Origin of the sequence: Ruminococcus bromii, assembly GCF_002834225.1 — a bacterium.
Classification (GTDB): domain Bacteria; phylum Bacillota; class Clostridia; order Oscillospirales; family Acutalibacteraceae; genus Ruminococcoides; species Ruminococcoides bromii.
Window position 1 is genome coordinate 1 of record NZ_NNSR01000012.1, and the last position, 19138, is coordinate 19138.

15 protein-coding genes and 1 tRNA gene are annotated in these 19138 nt (G+C 41.6%); 8 read left to right on the plus strand and 8 right to left on the minus strand.

Annotation, left to right across the window (positions count from 1 at the left end; translation table 11 throughout):
• Window positions 1–272: 272 nt before the first annotated feature.
• The 3 genes from RBATCC27255_RS00095 to RBATCC27255_RS00105 form a co-directional block, all read right to left on the minus strand.
• Window positions 273–1889, minus strand: a complete 1617-nt coding sequence (locus tag RBATCC27255_RS00095) for a peptidoglycan-binding protein (protein ID WP_101028204.1) — start codon at window positions 1887–1889, stop codon at window positions 273–275.
• Window positions 1890–2345: 456 nt separating this feature from the next.
• Complete coding sequence (locus tag RBATCC27255_RS00100) at window positions 2346–3095, minus strand: phosphotransferase (RefSeq protein ID WP_101028205.1); 750 nt, start codon at window positions 3093–3095, stop codon at window positions 2346–2348.
• Window positions 3096–3652: 557 nt separating this feature from the next.
• Window positions 3653–4096: a DUF6465 family protein gene (locus RBATCC27255_RS00105; protein ID WP_101028206.1), complete on the minus strand. Its 444-nt coding sequence runs from the start codon at window positions 4094–4096 to the stop codon at window positions 3653–3655.
• Window positions 4097–4393: 297 nt separating this feature from the next.
• Here RBATCC27255_RS00105 and RBATCC27255_RS00110 point away from each other — a divergent pair, with 297 nt between their 5' ends.
• Window positions 4394–5332, plus strand: a complete 939-nt coding sequence (locus RBATCC27255_RS00110; RefSeq protein WP_101028207.1) for an AEC family transporter — start codon at window positions 4394–4396, stop codon at window positions 5330–5332.
• A gap of 516 nt (window positions 5333–5848) precedes the next feature.
• Here RBATCC27255_RS00110 and RBATCC27255_RS00115 read toward each other — a convergent pair.
• Window positions 5849–7054: a DegT/DnrJ/EryC1/StrS family aminotransferase gene (locus RBATCC27255_RS00115; protein ID WP_101028208.1), complete on the minus strand. Its 1206-nt coding sequence runs from the start codon at window positions 7052–7054 to the stop codon at window positions 5849–5851.
• 286 nt (window positions 7055–7340) lie between these two features.
• On the minus strand, window positions 7341–7613 hold the full coding sequence (spoIIID, locus tag RBATCC27255_RS00120) for a sporulation transcriptional regulator SpoIIID (RefSeq protein WP_101028209.1): 273 nt from the start codon (window positions 7611–7613) through the stop codon (window positions 7341–7343).
• Between the two features lie 298 nt (window positions 7614–7911).
• On the opposite strand from spoIIID, the gene RBATCC27255_RS00125 reads away from it, so the two are divergent.
• Entirely contained in the window at window positions 7912–9441 is a 1530-nt protein-coding gene (locus RBATCC27255_RS00125) for a dockerin type I domain-containing protein (RefSeq protein WP_101028210.1), read from the plus strand.
• A 232-nt stretch (window positions 9442–9673) separates the two neighbouring features.
• Here the strand turns inward: RBATCC27255_RS00125 and RBATCC27255_RS00130 are convergent.
• Window positions 9674–9750 (minus strand) — tRNA-Met (locus RBATCC27255_RS00130).
• Window positions 9751–10191: 441 nt separating this feature from the next.
• On the opposite strand from RBATCC27255_RS00130, the gene RBATCC27255_RS00135 reads away from it, so the two are divergent.
• The 6 genes from RBATCC27255_RS00135 to RBATCC27255_RS00160 all read left to right on the plus strand — a co-directional run bounded on the left by RBATCC27255_RS00135 (window position 10192) and on the right by RBATCC27255_RS00160 (window position 16654).
• The gene (locus tag RBATCC27255_RS00135) at window positions 10192–10911 is read left to right on the plus strand and encodes a hypothetical protein (protein WP_101028211.1); all 720 of its coding nucleotides are present in this window, start codon (window positions 10192–10194) and stop codon (window positions 10909–10911) included.
• 34 nt (window positions 10912–10945) lie between these two features.
• On the plus strand, window positions 10946–11806 hold the full coding sequence (locus tag RBATCC27255_RS00140; protein WP_169923186.1) for an NAD(P)H-hydrate epimerase: 861 nt from the start codon (window positions 10946–10948) through the stop codon (window positions 11804–11806).
• 16 nt (window positions 11807–11822) lie between these two features.
• The gene (locus tag RBATCC27255_RS00145) at window positions 11823–12656 is read left to right on the plus strand and encodes a helix-turn-helix domain-containing protein (RefSeq protein ID WP_101028213.1); all 834 of its coding nucleotides are present in this window, start codon (window positions 11823–11825) and stop codon (window positions 12654–12656) included.
• A 74-nt stretch (window positions 12657–12730) separates the two neighbouring features.
• Window positions 12731–13720 carry a M23 family metallopeptidase gene (locus RBATCC27255_RS00150; RefSeq protein WP_101028214.1) on the plus strand — a complete coding sequence of 330 codons (990 nt, stop codon included), beginning with the start codon at window positions 12731–12733 and terminating at the stop codon, window positions 13718–13720.
• Between the two features lie 341 nt (window positions 13721–14061).
• Window positions 14062–15456 carry an MBOAT family O-acyltransferase gene (locus RBATCC27255_RS00155; protein WP_101028215.1) on the plus strand — a complete coding sequence of 465 codons (1395 nt, stop codon included), beginning with the start codon at window positions 14062–14064 and terminating at the stop codon, window positions 15454–15456.
• A gap of 40 nt (window positions 15457–15496) precedes the next feature.
• Window positions 15497–16654, plus strand: coding sequence for a DHHW family protein (locus RBATCC27255_RS00160; RefSeq protein WP_101028216.1), 1158 nt, complete (start codon window positions 15497–15499; stop codon window positions 16652–16654).
• A gap of 367 nt (window positions 16655–17021) precedes the next feature.
• On the opposite strand, the gene RBATCC27255_RS00165 is transcribed toward RBATCC27255_RS00160, so the two are convergent.
• Together RBATCC27255_RS00165 and RBATCC27255_RS00170 are read right to left on the minus strand one after the other, a co-directional pair.
• Window positions 17022–17354 carry a helix-turn-helix domain-containing protein gene (locus RBATCC27255_RS00165; protein WP_101028217.1) on the minus strand — a complete coding sequence of 111 codons (333 nt, stop codon included), beginning with the start codon at window positions 17352–17354 and terminating at the stop codon, window positions 17022–17024.
• Between the two features lie 268 nt (window positions 17355–17622).
• Window positions 17623–18957 (minus strand): MATE family efflux transporter, encoded by a 1335-nt coding sequence (locus RBATCC27255_RS00170; protein WP_101028218.1) that lies wholly within the window; start codon window positions 18955–18957, stop codon window positions 17623–17625.
• Between the last annotated feature and the right edge of the window lie 181 nt (window positions 18958–19138).

Sequence of the window (19138 nt, forward strand, 5' to 3'; positions counted from 1 at the left end):
TCTGTGATTTCCTCGGCTTAGTCCTCGCCGGTCGTTATTTTAAGGCTGCGAACCTCAGCTCTTCTTTCTATAGTACATTTGTTCGTACAGTTTGTCAAGCAAAAATTAAAGGTCGCAGCGGTTGCAATAATACGGTCGGAAACAATAAGCTTTGCACTTAACAAGACTTTATTTCCGACCGAAATTTTCAATTATGCGTTTTAAATTTTCAATTAAACAAAAACAGCCGATATCTTTCAATCGGCTGTTTAATAAATTAGATTATGTATTGATTACCATCTTGTGTTAAGCTCGTCCTTTGTGGCTCTCTTCTTCTTTCTTGCGACATATCTTGAATATCTTGAAAGCTTTCTGTCACGAAGGAAAAATACGAAAGCGATTGCACCGAGGATAACTGCAACAAGCGCAAACCAAAGACCCACATTTGCCGATCTCTGAACTGCGGCAACAAGTGTCGGAGTAGTTGCGGCTTTTGATTTTGCAAGAGCTCTGTCAGCTGATTTTACAGACTGAACCGCAACGCTTGACGCTGTGTCTGAATAGTTCTGATTCTTTTCGTTTGAAAGAATGAACTGCGATGCACCTGTTGACGAGGGCATTTCAATCGGAGCGGCTGAAACTGCCGGTGAAACCTCACCGCTTACAACCTCTGTATCAGGATTTGCAACTGCTTTATCGCTGAAGAGTGCGTTGTATGTCTTCTCGTCAACGATACCTGTTGAATCGAGTGAGTTCTGATTCTGGAAGTTCGCAACAGTCTGTGCTGTGTACTCGCCGTAATAGCCTGTTGCTTCCATTGCAAAGTAGCCGAGCTTGATGAGCTGCTGCTGAATTGCAGTTATTTTCTCACCTTCGTCACCGTTCTGATACTGAACTGCTTCTGTTGTAGGCTCTGTTGCAGGCTCTGTGGGAGCAGTTGTTTCTTCTTCGGGCTTGTCCTCCTCAACCTTTGCAGTTGTATCTGCCTTTGGGGCTTCAGGAGCGTCCTCTGAATAAAGCGTATTTCTTGAGTCGCCTGCGATACCGTCAACCGTAAGACCCGCAGCCTTCTGGAATGCCTTGTAAGCCTCTTCTGTTGCATCGCCGAAGTTTCCGTCAATCGCACCGTTATAGTAACCGAGGTCAGCCAGTCTTTGCTGAATCTTCTTTACCTCTGCACCCGATGAACCGTTCTTGTACACGCTCGGTGCGTTGCTTGAAGATGACTGATTGCCGGATGAATCAGAAACGCTTGATGAGCTTGAACCTGATGAATTATCCGAACCTGACGAACTGCTTGATGAACTGCTTGATGAAGTATCGGAAGGAGTCTTGCTCGATCGACCCTGTGAATCAAAGTAATATGTAGTACCGTCAATTGTTCTTGAAGTATTTACAATGTACTCGCCGTTTTCATAATAGTAATAGCTGCCGTTAAAGCTTTCCCAACCGTTTGTTACATAGGAAACTGCGGCAAGCTTGAACCAGTATGTCCAATTGTTGTAACCGCCGATTGCCTCGTAGCAAACACCGTATTCATCGCCTCTTGCGTCAACCTCCATACCGTTGCCGACATAAACGCCCACATGACCGGGACGCCAAAGTCCAAGACCGTGAACATTTGGGATACCTGCGCTTACCGAACCTGTTTCGGTAGCTGTTTCAAGCTGAGGATTACCGCATCTTTCACCGCCGGCATATGAATAGATAAGACCTGAACAGTCTACCGCACCGGGGGTTGAACCGCCGTAAACATATGACCATCCGCTGTTATAGGCATTAAGCGCCCACTCTGCAAGACCGGCACCCGTGCCTTTTGCACCGGCAGAAAAAGAAGAACTGAACACGCATACACTTGAAAGTGTGAGAACACTCAGTATGATTGCAGTAATCTTTTTTATTCTCTGCATCGTTAATTACCTCCATCTTAATTGTTACCAAATCTGACTGTTAATTACAATTAAGGTTACACCTTGATAACAAATTTGTAACTATTATAGCATCATATTTTTAAAAAATCAACCCCAAAGCCTGTATTTTTTGCTAATTCGGAAATTTCGATGCAGTTTCACTCACAAAATCTTTATTTCACACACGCAAATAGAGCAAATATTACAAAATTTGTAATATTTTGTAATATTTAAGTTGCTTCGGTGTAACAAAAATTGGCTCTATTAAAAACGGAGTAACAAACACAGTGTACAAAAAAGCACTCCCACTCCAAGCGTATGGAGTGGGAGCGCTTTTATTCGGTTTCCGTAATACAATTATGAAAATATGAAAAAATAGAGGAGAGAAAATTTCAATATGAAATTTGGAAATCAATCAACGGTAGTAATGTTAAAATGCCTTTAAAAAGCGTCGCATTACTGATATTCACAAACACTTGCCCATTTTAGGAGAAATTCTCTTTCTTCGGGTTTGCCCTTAACAGACTGCGATGCGGCTACGATTGGGAGCCAACGGTCAACATACTGACGGGCTGTGTCCGTCTTTGTGCAATAAAGCTTCATATACTTTTCAGCAAGCTCTTCCTGATGATTCAAACGGAACAGCAGATATGTTCTCGCTGCATCGGCTGAACCGTTACCCTGTGTTGCGTGCGACCAGTCGATTACATACGGTGTGCCCGACTCGTCAATAATAATATTGCTCGGGTTAAAATCGCCGTGACAAACCTTTGTGTGGTTCGGCATACCGTTAAGGCGTGTTTCAAGCTCATATCTTGTTGTTGCATCAAGGTCTGTTTCGCTGATTTTGCGTTTCATCTTATCTTTCAGCTTGTTAAGCAACGGTGCTTTCTGACTGAGGATTTTAACCTGAATGTCAACAAAGAGATTAAGATATTCATCCTCCTTTTCAGGATGCTCTGCCATAAGCTCAGCAAGAGTCTTGCCTTCAATAAAGGTTGAAATAATAGCCCACTTGCCGTCAATCTTTGTAACTTCTTCGATTTTCGGAATATTAAGGCCTGTTTCTTCAACTCTCGCCTGATTAAGAGCCTCGTTAAGAATATCTGATTTCGGATAGCACTCGTCAAAAACTTTTGCTGCAAGCGCGCCGTCTTTATAAACTACCTTGTTCTCTCTTTTTGCAAGAACTGTATCTAATTTCATAATAAAGCCCCTTTCGCTTTAAAATATTTATTTTTTATTGAGCAATCTTTCATTGCTTCGGTTATATTATACAACAAATTAAGGGGTTAGTATAGTGTAAAAATAACAAAATAATCGGAATTTTCTTTGTGCATTTAGCAAATACAAATAAAGAGTTTTTTACATTTCCTACAAAAAGAGCAAAATATTTTATATGAAGTGCATAATTTTTTGTTAAACTTTTAACTAAATAATTGTGAAATTTTTAACATTCTTTTGTGCATATTGCATAGCTGTATAAATTTTCAAAACAAATCAGCCGTTTTGCAACCGTTCGCACAATTCTGTAGTGGCGGATATTATCCGCCCGCTTGATGAAATTTTATGTTTATGCTCAAGTACCCCGACACAATAAAAGCCGTGCGTTATTGTGTCGGGGTACTACAGAAACCTTGCAACATTATTTATATATGAATACAAAACCGCAAAAGGCACATAACCGTCATTGTTTTCGGTTATGTGCCTTCTTACAGCATAAAATGCTGTGTGTTAATCGGTTTTATTAAAATTTATTGCAATCAGCAGAAAAATACATCCATTTCTTCTGCGTTGCCGTCGGCAACAAAGTATGCCTTGCTCTCCTCCGGCTTGAGATAAATTGAAATTTCCTTTGCATCCTTGCCGTATGTAGCCTTAACATTTTTGATTACTTCTTCAACAGGAACCTGTGCACCTGCGTACTCAACAAAGAAGTTTACCTTTGTTTCAACAGGAACCGGTTTCTTAGGAGCAACCTTCTTTGGAGCTGCTTTCTTAACAGGAGTCTTCTTAACAGGCTCTTCCTTTTTGGCAGCTTTGGTCTTAGCAGGAGCAACCTTTTTTTCTGCGGTAGTCTTTGCAGCTGCAGCAACAGTCTTAGCAGGCTCAGCCTTTACTTCAACAGCCTTTTTTGCAGGCTCTTCTTTAACATCCGCAGCCTTTGCAGCAGTTGCTTTTGCAGTTGTTTTCTTAGTTGTTGCCATAACAAATCCTTCTTTCAAAGTAATAAAATATTGCAGGAATAAAAGTTTTATCTTTTGTAAATATTATACATTTCAGAGTAAAAAATGTCAATAAACTGTACAAAAATTCGGCGGTTAATACATATTTGCGAAAAAATAAAATTCCTGTTAGTTGAAATGCACAATGTTATTGCCTCATATTTGTGAACTATGTCGTTTTTTCTTGTCAAAAAAACGAAAAAAAGCACATCATCATTTGAAAACCCCTTGCAACTGTGCTAAAATAGTAGCTAATCAATTTAAGAGAGAAGTATTTTCATGGGAGAAAATTTTGTCGTTATAGCACAGCAGGTGCTTGTACTGTTTATTTTGATTGCAGTCGGTTTCATTTGCGGTAAGAAGAAAATTATCACCGATTTTTCCGCCCGTCACATGACCGATATAGTATTGTATGTTGTAACGCCCTGCGTTATGATTTCTGCTTTTCAGCGGGAGTTCTCGTTTGAACTTTTGAGCGGACTTATAATTTGCGTTACCTGCTCCGCACTCATCTTTGCGGCATCAATTCTCATTTGCAATCTTATTTTTCGTGACAAAGACGAAAGCCGTAAGGCGGTTATCCGCTTTGCGACAATCTATTCAAACTGTGCATTTATGTCTTTGCCCCTCCAGAAGGCAATTCTCGGTGATGACGGTTGGTTCTATGGCTCAATTTTTGTTGCCGTATTCAATATCTTTGTCTGGACGCACGGACTTGTTTCGATGAGCGGTGACAAAAAACAGCTTTCGTTCAAAAAACTCGTCTTTAACCCCGGACTTATCGGCGTTGTGCTTGCAATTATACTGTTCCTCACAGGCTTTAAGCTGCCCTACATAATCAGTCAGCCGGTTGAATATCTTGCAGTTCTGAACACTCCGCTCCCGATGCTTATTATCGGTTTTTACCTTTCACAGGCTGACTTTAAAAAGGCATTCACCGACAAGGGCGTATATTTTTCTTCGGCAGTCCGTCTGATTGCTTTACCGATGCTTACAGCGGTTGTAATGTCATTGTGCCGTGTCACTCCGATTATTACCATGGCTTGCGTAATCGCTACATCAGCGCCTACTGCCGCAACAACAACTATGTTTGCAACAAAATTTAACAAGGATGTTGAATTGTCAGTCAGTATTGTTGCCGCAACAACAGTATTTTCGCTTGCAGCAATGCCCTTAGTTGTTATGCTTACCGGTATGATGAGCGGATTTAGTAGTTAATGTAAAATGGAAAATTGAAAATGGAAAATTATGGTCGGCGGTGTGCCACCGCAGACCTTTCGAGAAGATAGTTGAGATAAATGAATTGCATTGATGCCCGAAACGGCATCAATGCAATTTTTATTTTATATGAATTTAACTGTTTAATTGTAGGGGCGCTCATTGGGCGCCCGCCTTAATGATAGAATTTGTTTAAACACATATTTTTTATGTGATGAAAAATGTGTATTCAAATTTGTACGCAATGCGTGCAATTGTGTGCGTTGCACACGAGCGGGTGTCCGATGAACACCCCTACAATTTTCCATTTTCCATTTTCAACTTTCAATTTGAAAACAACGCTCGGGCGATTTTATTCTCGCATTTATAAAACTGTCTTCACGAATTGGGTACGGCGACTCGCCGTTTTCCATTTTCAACTTTCAATTTAAAAATAACGCTCGGGCGATAATGTTTGAACTATCGCAAACTGTCTTCACGAACAGGGCGCAGCGACACGCTGCCGGCGGTGCGCCGTTATTTAAGAGTTTTCATACATTGCTTGAATGTTTCAATAACATACCATGCCTCATCATCGGTGAGGGTTGAGTTCATCGGGAGGGTGAGCTGGTTTTTGTGCATATTGTACGCATTCGGGTAATCGGTAATTTTGAAGCCACGCTTGCTGTATGCCGAAAGCAACGGCAACGGCTTGAAGTGGACATTGCACATTACTCCGTGGTCAGCCATCATATTATAGAACTTATTACGGTATTCTGCGTCTTTGCCGATAAATCTTACAAAGTAAAGGTGACCGCTGCTGCGGTGGTTTTCATCGCAGTGATTAAGCACCTGAACTGGCAAATCCTTAAATTCTTCGTTGTAAAGCTTTATAAGCTGATGTCTGCGGTCGAGAATTTTATCGTAGCGTTCAAGCTGAGCCACACCGATTGCGGCAAGCACATCGGTCATATTACACTTATACTGAGTGTCAACAACATCATATTCCCACGATGCGACCTTATTTTTCTGATATGCGTCCTTGGTCTGACCGTGAAGCGAGAGAAGCATATACTGCTTGTACATATCTTCCTCATCAATTCCGTCATGTGAACGGTGAACAGCCGCACCGCCCTCGGCGGTTGTCATATTCTTTACAGCGTGAAAGCTGAAGTTTGTGAAGTCGGCAATTTCACCGCACATTTTACCGTGCCATTGCGCACCGAATGCGTGAGCGCCGTCAGCCATAACAATAACTCTGCCGAACTTTTCCTGAAGCTCGTTGCGTGGATTGAAAACGCTTTTCTTTCTTTCAACAGCCTCAAAAATACGGTCATAATCGCACACAACACCTGCAAGGTCAACAGGAATGATAACCTTTGTATTGTGGTTGATTGCCGCCTCCATTTTATCGTAGTCCATCTCGAAGCTGCCGCTTTTGCAGTCAATCATAACAGGCTTTGCGCCCACATGGTAGATAATTGATGCAGTTGCCGTGTAGGTGTACGCAGGAACTATGACCTCATCTCCGGGACCGATGCCGAGAATACGCAGAGTAAGCTCGGCACAAGAGGTCTGCGATGAAAGGCAGACAGCCTTTTCCGTGTGACATCTTTCTGCAATACGGCTTTCAAAAAGCTTTGTTTCGGGACCTGTTGTAATCCAGCCCGATTTTAGAACCTTTATAACTTCGTCAATTTCTGCCTGAGAAAGGTCAGGCGGTGAAAACGGAATTTTTCTCATTTTTAATTTCTCCTCAGGTACAGCCGTGCATTAACCACTGCCGTACACAAACTATAGACAAATCTGAAAATATTACACTCCACCTGATTTGGAGTAATCTTCCCTTGGAAATTCGGTAGAAAATGAAATTTCCCACTGAAACTCTCAGTGCCATTCGCAAAATTGGAAAATGACACTTACATTAAATTATACAACGCAAGTCATAAAAAGTAAAGTTCCAAAATATCCAAAATATGCTTTAAAAAGGCGATTTCGTATGGTATATGAGCCGTATTGCAGTTGATTTTCAGCTTTTTTCACTTTCGGAGGCTTTCTTTTGCAGATATTTATTTTTTGTTGCAAGACCGCCTCTTATATGCCTTTCGCTTTTGTTGGTGTCAAGAATTTTCCTCACCTGTCGGTAAAGCGCAGGGTTAAGCACCTTTAGCCGTTGGCTGACATCCTTATGCACGGTGCTTTTGCTCACACCAAATTTTTTCGCCGTACTTCTGACGGTTGCCTTGCTTTCGATTATGTATTCGCCGAGCATTGCCGCTCTTTCTTCTACGATACCTTTCACATACAGCCCTCCTGTCTGTCCTCCTTAGGGGGACATCTGTAATAGATTGTATGTGCAGACAGCGGATTGTATGACGGTATAATTTAGTATGCTTTATTGCGTTTTGTTGCCGTTTTATTGCGTTTTATCTGTAATTAAACTAAATTTTTGTATAAACAGACAAATAAATGCTTATAATTTCGGTATTTATGCGGATTGAATTATCACGGTTGCCAATGGTATAATTTAATCATAATAGTCAGAGAAAATCAAATTTTTTTGTACATTTTGCTTCTTTGGCTTGAGAGGAGAAATACATATGAAAAATATTAAAAAAACAGCGGGTAAATTATTTGCAATGATTCTCACGGTATCGGTTGCAGTATCCTGTGTGGTGTCAACGGGCATTTTCACAGTCTCGGCATACACAGCGCCGAAAAAAGGCAAAATTGTTTACAACAAAACAATACACAATAAATACAGCAAGGTCGAGAATACGATTCTTGACAGCCTTAAAAATTTTGACGAGAAAATTGATATCAGCAGTCTAAATGTGCCGAGAAGTGATATTTCGGAAATTTTTAGGGTGCTGACATTGACTCATCCTGAGCTTTATTATGTGAATCAGGGATTTTCGTACTCCTACTATCCGTCAGAGGACACGATTGCATCAATCCATCCCGAGTACACAATCAGCAAGAGCGAGTATGCAACACAGAAAAAGTTGCTTGATAAAGAAACCGAGAGAATACTTTCACTTGTGAAAGAGGATATGACCGATTCCGAAAAGGCTCTTGTAATCCACGATGAGCTTGCCATTATGAGCGAGTACAGCACATCGGATTACAACAAGGCTGATATTTACAATTCGCTTGTTGAAAAGACTTCCGTATGTCAGGGCTATGCGCTTGCGTATTCCTACATGCTTTCACTTGTCGGAATAGACTCCGAACTTGTTGATTCAAACTCAATGAACCATATGTGGAACAAGGTTCATATCGGCAACGCTTGGTATAATGTTGATGTTACATGGGATGATCCTATTAATGACCGACCGGGACACGCTCAGCATACATACTTTCTTTTAAGCGACAATGCCATTCAGAATCTTCCGACAAAGCACTATGATTACACAATAAGCAACAGCGCAAATTCGACAAAATACGATAATTACGAAATCCATAATTTCGACACAAGGCTTTGTGAGATCAACGGCGAATTTTACGGCTTTGTCAACAACAATTCTTCAGCTAACAAGGGTGCATTGTTAAAATACAAGCTTGACAGCAATACATATGAGAAAAAGCTGACAGTAGACGAAAAATGGAGTGCCGGCGGTAATTCCTACTGGATAAATACATTTATGAGCCTTGAAAAATACAACGGTGTCCTGTATTTCAACACCTCCGACACCGTGTATTCATACGATGTTAAAACAGGCAGACAGGCAGTTGTCGCATCCGATATCAGCGGTGTGTCCGCATCATCAGGCAAGCTTTGCTACGGTATGGTTCTCAAGGGTGACGCAATGTATGCCGCCGTGTCGGATTCTCCGAACAACAAAGCGACTTTGAAGTATATAAAAAGGGTTGACAAAGACAGTCTTGCAATCGGTATGACAAACTATATTATGATTTCAAGCACAAATTCAATTGAAAAAGCATATTACGGTGATGTAAACGGTGACGGCGAAATAAATATTGCCGATGCAACCGCAATTCAGAAGGCAATTGTGGGTCTTGTCAATCAGAGCGAAATTGAGAGTATAAACTCCGATGTGAACTTTGATTCCGATATCACCGTCATTGACGCAACCACAATTCAGAGTTACATTGTAGGACTTATGTAACGGCAAGCAGTCAGCAAATTGTCAGCAAATTGAAAATAGAAAATCACAGTCGGGCAGCAGGTTTGCAAAATGCAAAATTTCTGTTGCCCGACTGTTTTTTATAATCGGTTCTGTTCAATTTTAGCATTTTTAGAGGGCATAACCCCCACAAATAAACCCCAACTCGTAAAAATAAGCGTTCGGAATATAAAAAGAAAAACGGCAAAACCTTAGTGGTTAAGCCGTTTCTTAGTGGTTGCGGGAGCCGGATTTGAACCGACGACCTTCGGGTTATGAGCCCGACGAGCTACCTAGCTGCTCTATCCCGCGATATGGATGCTTGCTGTTTTTTACAGCTTTTTTATTATAGCACTGTGCAGGGATTATGTCAATAGTTTTTTAAAATTTTTTCTTTTTAGTTAATTCCCATAGTAAAGTTTGCCTCTTTCCTACTCCTGCTGTGGAACTTATATCTGTCAACCTATTTTGTGTCAAAGTTAATCCTGCAACAAAAAATACGGGTAAATACGAATATATAAAATTATGCGGTTTTATACAGGCACAATCAATAATAAAAATTTTCAATATGTTTATTGTGACAAAATAATATGGCAAAAATTGTGCATAATTCAGCCGCAATACTGCCTGCCTGAACAATTTGCACTAAAAGCTAAATTTATATTTATACATTTCGCCGTAGCAATAATTGTTAATTTGTGTTACAATTATGGTGTCATTTTTTAATGATATTATGTGATTAACGGAGAGCTTATGCCGATATACAGAATTGCAGACTTAAATGTTGAAATAAATCCAAAATATAAACTTGCAGGGCAGCGTCTTGAGCCGTATATCATTCAGTCGGATAAATCGGATAAGGTTGATATAACTGTGTCTGTTACCGACGGTGAAATTACTCAGCGTTGTATGCTTGGCAACAATATCGACAGGCAGGAAGCAGAGGATGTTCTGATACTCACAAAATTTTGCAATGCGGTGCTTGACGGGTTTGACGGTTTCTTTTTTCATTCATCGTGTTTAGAGCTTGACGGTGAGGGCTATGCTTTTTCGGCTGTCAGCGGAACAGGCAAGTCAACCCACACGGCACTTTGGCAGAAGCATTTTGGCGACAGGGTGACGATGATTAACGACGACAAGCCGATTATACGAAGGTGTGGCGGAAGGTTTTATGTTTACGGAACACCTTGGATGGGAAAGGCTGACATAGGAACAAACACAAAGGCTCCGCTTAAGGCTGTATATATACTTGAAAGAGCAAAGGAAAACAGGGCGGCAAGGGTTTTGCCGTCACAAGTTTTAAGGCAGTTGTTTGAAGCAGCTGTTATTGATGTTGAACGGAGCAGAATGGAAAGACTGCTTGAATTGTTCGACGGGTGTTTCAGTGTAACGCCATTGTTTCTGCTCGGCTGTAATATGGAAGACGGTGCCGTCATCACCGCTTATAATGCCGCAAACGGCAAGGATAAATAGAGTTATCGGATTTTTCGGAGAACGGAGATATATTATGGAATTTGCTCAGGTTGTTTCAGTTGAAAATATGAGAAAGAGCGACGCAAAAACAATTGCGGAGCATACCCCCTCGGCAGAGCTTATGTACAGAGCCGCAAAGGGGATTTTTGAATCGGCAAAATTTGTCGGTAAGGTTGCCGTGGTTTGCGGAAAGGGGAATAACGGCGGCGACGGTTATGCGCTCGCCTGCATTTTGTGCCAAAACGGCTTTACTCCGACAATTTTCAGAGTAGGCGACGGCTTTTCAAAGGACGGTCTTTACTATTATAAAAAAGCAATGTCACTTGGTGCGGAAGAATTACCGATGTCACAGGCGGCTGCCTTTACAGGCTTTGACATTGTCACAGACTGCTTGCTCGGAACAGGGTTTTCGGGTGAATTAAAGGGCGAAATGCTTGATGCCGTTGAGCAGATAAATATGACAAATGCCTATGTTATAAGCGCCGATATAAACAGCGGAATCAACGGCGATACCGGTGTGTGCGGTACGGCGGTAAATTCAGACCTTACCGTTTCAATCGGTTCATTTAAGACAGGAATGTTTTTGAATGACGCACCGTACTATATCGGGTCAATGACGAATTGCGACATAGGAATCAATCTTATTGAAGAAGAGTACAAGCTGATTGATTATTCTCTCCTGCATATGTTTGAGGGCTACGGCTCACTTGTTATGACAACCGAGGAGTTTTTTAAAAAATACGGCTACGAGCCTTCAAGATGCAATGTTGCACGCTGTGTTGAGGAAATCAGCAAAAAAGAACGCAGAACAGTTGTTGTAAAAACAGACCATTCTGCGGTAATTGCGGATCTTAAATATATTTATTTTTGTGCAGACTATGTAATAAATAACTGACAGTGAAGGTGAAACTATGAAATACAAAAAGGCGTTGTTACCGCCCGAACCGTATTACAGCGGACGGGTTACAAGATACCCCGACAGGAAGGTGCCTTTTGAGGCAGGTCTTCGCTGGCATGTGTCGTATGAAATTGCCTATGTAAAAAAAGGAAAGGTAAGGCTTAATAAGCTCGACTGCGAAATAATTCTTAACGAGGGCGATGTTTATGTGCTGAACAGTCAGGAGGTTCATTCCTACGACGATATCAGTGACGATACTCAAGTTATTATGCTCAATATAATCCCCAAAGCCATTGCACCGTATGTTGATGACCCGCATATTGTACCGAAATTTAAACAGCCCCAAGGCGAAGCGTTGGAATTTATCAGGGAAACAATGAACACATTATACGGTTTTGAGGAATACAAAAGCAAGCTCATCAGTATGAAGGTCAGAGCAGTAATGTACAGCGTTGCGTACTACCTTATCCGCGACTGCATTGATAATAACATTGAGTATGTTCACGGCTCACAGGCCGATGATTTTGACTGTGCAAAAAGTGCCATCCGATATATGCACGACAACTATAAGCACGAAATAACGCTCGGTGAAATTGCCAATTATGTGGGAATGACGCCGGCACATTTTTCAAAATATTTCAAGGAAAAAACAGAGGAAACCTTTTCAAGGTATCTTCGCAGGGTTCGCCTTGAGCATGCAATTGATGATTTGAGAAATAAAAAAATCACCGTCAGACAGGCGGCGATTGAAAACGGTTTTCCGAATGTTAATTCTCTTATTTTATCCTGTAAGTCCGAATACGGCAGAACCCCTGCGGAGCTGAAGAATTACAGCGAAAAGAATTAACGGCAGGTTGCCGCTGCCGATTTTACACCGTCATAATCCGCACCGTCTTTTCATACATATTATCGGTGATTGATATGAAAAAATTGTTCTGTGCGTTCTTGTGCGTAATGCTTGCGGCATTGTCGGCAGTGATGTTTTTGGGCGGAAAAGAAACCCCGTCAGGCTACATAAAATATGTTGAATTTAATGTTACGAAGGACGCTCTGCAAAATGCCGTTGACCTCGATATACAAACTCACGATGACGACAGGCACACCGACTGCGTAACTGTGCTTGCGTATCTCGGCGCAAAATACGGCGGTGATTTTACAAAGTACAAATACAGCGATATGACCGCTTTTGCCGACAAAATCAAAAACGGCGAAACCGTTGAAAACCTGACAAAGGATATGAAATATTTCAGCTACTACTCTCAGGCATACGGTGCGGCACTTTCGGGAATTGTAGGCAATTACGAAAAAGAAACCTCAAAAGGTACTGAAAAAGGCTACGGCTTGTGCTGGTTTTCGCCGATTGCCAAAACTTTTCCGTATTCCTGCTATGATGATTTCGGGGCTGTCAGAACCTATGGCTACACAAGACCGCACCTTGGTCACGACCTTATGGCGGCGGTCGGCACACCTGTCACTGCGGTTGAGTCGGGAACGGTTGAAATTATGGGCTGGAACAGATACGGCGGCTGGCGAATCGGAATCCGTTCTGCCGACAAAAAACGCTATTGGTACTATGCCCACCTAAGACAGAACCGTCCCTTTGCCGAAAATCTTAAAGAGGGCGACAGGGTTTGTGCAGGCGATGTAATCGGCTATGTCGGAAGAACAGGTTACAGCGATACCGAAAACACAAACGGCATTACCGAAAGTCATTTGCATCTGGGGCTTGAGCTTGTGTTTGATGAGAGCCAAAAAGAGAGCAATAACGAAATATGGATTGATGTGGGAGCGATAACAAGCGTTGTCGGGCAAAATCAGAGCGAAGCAGTGCGTAATAACGAAACAAAGGAATTTACAAGAAAATTCAAATTTTCGGTTAATAATGATTTACAAACAGGTGCAGCAGGATAGATGCTTCAGCAATTGTCGGCAATACTGATTCTTAACAAAGTGACTGACGCAAAATCATATGCAGTTTTCATAATATCAAATCACTTTACACCAAAACCGCAGACTGTCATACGGCAGTCTGTTTTTTTGCCTCTAAGTCGAAACGCGTCACGAAATGTCAACTGAACCGTACAGAACGACCTCTTCCGTTAATATCACGAAATCATTAACATTACTTTTATTCTGTTTGGGCAAAAAATCATATAGTTTGTATGTTGACGGCAAATCTTCAATAAGTTAAAATATGTAGGATGGTATTTAAAAAATGATTTTGAAATTATGTTTGTGGGAGGTAAAAACGAGTGGTATTTTCAAGCCTTGTGTTTTTATTTGCGTATCTTCCGATAACCCTGCTTGCCTATTATCTTGTGCCAAGACAGGGACGCAATATTTTTCTTTTTATCGTAAACCTCATATTCTACGGCTGGGGTGAACCAAAGCTTGTTTTGCTTATGGTGTTCAACATCTTCTTCAACTACATAGGCGGTTGGCTTGTTGACAAATACAGAGCCGATGCCAAAAAGAAAAAGCTGTTTCTGATTCTTACCTGCGTGCTTGATATTGGTATTCTTGCGGTGTTCAAGTACACGGGAATGATAACCGAAACGCTCAATATGCTGCCGTTTCTCAATATTCCCGAGCTTCAAATCAGCCTGCCAATCGGTATCAGCTTCTATACATTCCAGACAATGAGCTATGTTATTGATGTTTACCGTGATGATGCGCCCGTGTCGAAGAACTTCATAAACTTCGGTACTTATGTTGCACTTTTTCCGCAGCTTATTGCAGGTCCGATTGTCCGCTACCGTGATGTTGCCGAACAGCTTGTAAACCGCCGTGAAACTCTTGAAATGTTCACAAGGGGCGTGAAGCTCTTTATGGTCGGTCTTGCAAAAAAGGTAATTATCGCAAACACAATGGGAACGCTCACAACAAACATTTTTGCAACAACCGATGAAAACGGTGTTGTCGGAACATGGGTGGGTATAATAGCCTATACATTCCAGATTTACTTTGATTTTTCGGGCTACTCCGATATGGCTTGCGGTCTTGGCAATATGTTGGGATTCGAGTTTCTTAAAAACTTTAACTATCCCTACATTGCAAAGTCAATTACAGACTTTTGGAGAAGATGGCACATTTCCCTTTCGACATGGTTCAAAGAGTATGTTTATATCCCCCTCGGCGGCAACAGAAAGGGCGTTAAAAGGCAGATTCTCAACCTTCTCATCGTGTGGGGACTTACAGGACTTTGGCACGGTGCAGCATACAACTTTGTACTTTGGGGACTTTACTACGGACTTCTTCTTATTCTTGAAAAATTCGTACTCAAAAAATTTCTCGACAGACTGCCGTCATTTGTTCAGCACATTTACACTCTGTTTATCGTAATCATCGGTTGGGGACTTTTCTACTTTACCGATGTAGGACAGCTCGGTGAGTTTATGGCTGACCTTTTCAATTTCGGCAACGGAATTTGCGGCAATCAGGCATTTAACCTCATTATGAGCAACCTGCCGATGCTTATTATTGCGGCTGTTGCATCAACTCCGCTTGCAGCAATGCTTTACAACCGCTTTGAACACACACGCTTTATGTGGATTCCCGAAACACTCTACTGTATGGGTGTCCTTGCCGTCAGCACGGCAAGCCTTGTTAATCAAAGCTACAACCCGTTCCTTTATTTCAGATTTTAAAACGGCTGTGAACAATTAGAAAAAAGTCAGGTGAATATATATGCGTTTTGCTGATAACAGAAATAAAATCGGAAAATACATTCCTGCGGTTGTATTTTTGATTTTCATATACGGAATGGCTTTGTGGTTCTTGTTTTCACCGAAAACCGACTACAGTTCTTCCGAAAAAAGATACTTGCAAAAGTTCCCCGATGCCAATGTTGAAAAGGTGCTTTCGGGAGAGTTTGGCAGTGAGTTTGAAACATTCTTTGCCGACCAGTTTCCGCAGAGAAACACATGGGTAGGTATTAACGCATACACCACTCTTGCGGAGGGCAACAACGGTGCAAGCGGTGTGTACAACTGCAAAAACGGCTGCCTTATCAACAAGCCTGTTTCGACTGAGAACAATCTTGATAAGAATATCGGTGCGGTTGCCGACTTTGCAAAATCAATCGACACTCCGACAACGGTTATGCTCGTTCCGTCAACAGGATATATTGCCGATGATGTGCTTCCGACATTCCACGATAAATACAACGATGATGAGGATATAAGCAGGATTTCTTCAACGCTTTCAAAGGATAAAATCGGCTTTGTCGATTTGCGTGAACGCTTTAAGAGCGAATACAAAAACGGCAGTCAGCTTTACTACAAAACAGACCACCATTGGACAACAAAGGGTGCTTACACGGGCTATCAGGAGCTTTGCAAGGCACTCGGCATTACTCCGATTGATGATTCAACCCTGAAAAAAGACAGCTACCCCGACTTTTACGGCACAACATATTCTTCAAGCGGTTTTTGGCTCACTCCGCCCGATAATATCGAAATTTGGAGCAATCCGAACAATTCTTCAAAAAATATCTCCGTAAAAATTACCGAGGGCGCAAACATCAAAACTTCGGGTTCAATGTACTTTACCGACCATCTCAAAGAGGACGACAAGTACCCCGTGTTTATTGACGGCAACCACGCTCTCACGGAGATTACAAACACCAACGCAAAGAACGGAACAATTCTTCTCATCAAGGACAGCTTTTCGCACAGCCTTGCGCCGTTCCTTGCGGAAAACTACAGCAAGGTAGTTTTGGTTGACCTGCGTTATTATAAGGAAAGCGTGTCAGACCTTGTGACAACCTACAACCCCGAACAGGTTGTTGTTCTTTACGGAATTGACAACCTTGCAACCGATACCGACATTGTATGGCTCAAGTAAGCTGACAATCTAAATAAACTATACGGCACTTCGATTCAGTCGGGGTGCTTTTCTTTTGGCAAGCTCTCATTTGCCTGATTGAATAAAAATTCACGATATGTTTTCAAATCGGCTCGCCTCATCGGCATTGTTCACTTAGTATTGTTCTCTTAGTATTTTTCTTTTGGTCTTCTTCTTTTAGTATTATTAGTCCGTAAATGGCGAGGGGGACGGGTATAAAATTTACAGGGGTCAGATACAAATTTTTAGGGGGAGGGGTGGAGTATCTTTCGTAGGGGGGTGTAAAATATTACACGGGTTGACCGGCAGGACAATAGTTTGCACAACATTAGTGACCGACAGAACACTACAGCGATTAAAGTCAAAATTAAGCAAAGGACGCTATAAGATTTTCTCTGGCAAAGCCCTCGTCAAAAAAGTCGGGATTTACCGAATACACATACGGTGCAGACTGAATTTTGCCGAATTTTCCAATAGCAAAACCGCCCGCCTTTGAAATGATGTTTCTCTCGCACAGCTCATAGATGGTCTTTCTTGCCGTTGTTTCCGAGATGGAACAGGATTCTGCGATTTTACGCATTGACGGATAGCAGGTATTCGACTTGTCACAGCACCTCATAATGTAGCAAAGCACGGCAAATTGTGCAGGCTTGAGTTGGAGGTCAAAGACCTCGTTGGGAATCATAAAGAAATTTGTCATAAAAAATCGCCTCCACTAAAGAGCCTTAAAAAGAGAAAATTGCATATTTTAATACATTTATTTAAAAATATTTTCAAAAAATTTTTTCGGAATAAAGAGTTGTTTTGTCATAGTCTTGTCACGGTCGGTATGATATGATGTGTTTGCAGTCAAAGGTACTGTGCAAAAAAATAATCGGTATATATTTTGATTTGTTCAAAAAAAGACAAGGAGATTACCGTTTTCGGCAGTCCCCCTGTCAAGTGCAGAATATTTATTTTTTTAGTTATCAGCCTTTTATCAAGTGATATTTTCTTGCGTTCTTAACGATGAATGTAACAGAAATTGCAACGGCACAAAGCTCGGCGGCGGGCAATGCCAGCCATACACCGTTTATGCCGATAAACATCGGCAAAATTAACATTGCAGCACACTCGAAAACAAGTGTTCTTGCAACCGAAATCACGGCTGAAATCTTGCCGTTGTTGAGTGCGGTAAAAAGTCCCGATGCAAAAATATTCGTTCCGCACAACAGATAATTGATTGCAAAAATTCTGAATCCGCCGAGTGCAATCTGCTGAAGCTCCTCATCACCCGCCGAGAAAATTCTTACAAGCGGTTCTGCAAAAATTTCAGATGCCGCAATCATTGCGAGTGAAATTATCAGCGTGATTTTTATACATAGCCTAAACAGCTTTTGCAGCTTTTCGTGATTTTGTGCGCCGTAGTTAAAGCTGATAATCGGTGAAACTCCCGAAGTAAACCCGAACGAAACCGCCGTAAAAATAAAATGAATGTACAAAATTGCACTTATTGCCGCAACACCCTTTGCACCTGCAAATTGCATCATCTGAATATTGAATAACGCTGTTGTCACGGCTGTTGAAAGGTTCGTCACCGCCTCGGAAGAGCCGTTCGCCATTGCAAAGAGAATTTCTTTTACTTTAAATTCAGGTTTGCCAAAGTGCAGAGCTTGCTTTTTGTTGAAAAAGAGCAAAAGCGGAATTGCACCCACAGCCATACCGATGATTGTGCCGAGTCCCGCACCGATTATTCCAATCCCCCACACAGCCATAAAAAGAATGTCCAGCACAATGTTTGTGCAACCCGACAGTATTGAGAAAATCAGCATAATGTGTGGCTTGTCCGCTGTTACAAGGTACGATTGATTGAGCATCTGCCAGCACATTACAAAGCCGTAGGGAATCATAACGCTGCCGTAATCAATGCAATATGGGAGAATCTTTTCGTTTGAGCCGAACATCATATACATAGGTTCGGCAAAAATTGTGAACAGCACAGCAATGATAACAGAAATGACCGTTGCCGTGATTGCAACACCGGACATAAGACGGTTTGCCTCATCCTGTTTTCCCTCACCCATTTTCTTCGCTATTATTGCATTTGAGCCTGTTGAAAACATTAACCCCACAGCCATAAACACAAGCGTGAACGGATATACGATGTTGATTGCCGACAGTGCGTCGCTTCCTACACAGTTTGCAACGACTATTCCGTCAACAACCGTATAGAGTGACATAAAAACCATCATAAGAATAGTCGGCAGAGTAAATTTAAGAATTGTCCCCGCCTTAATAGGCTTTGCATAAATTGATGTCGCCATAAAATCTCCTAACCCTCAATTATTGTTTTTTACAGACCATTCAGATGATTGTATCATAACTTTGTCGTAATTACAACCGATTTATCTTTTTTCGTAAATTATGCCTATCAATACCCAAGCGTACGGAAATATGTTTATACTCATATGCTTTAGCATAATAAAATCCGTGCAAAAGGCACAT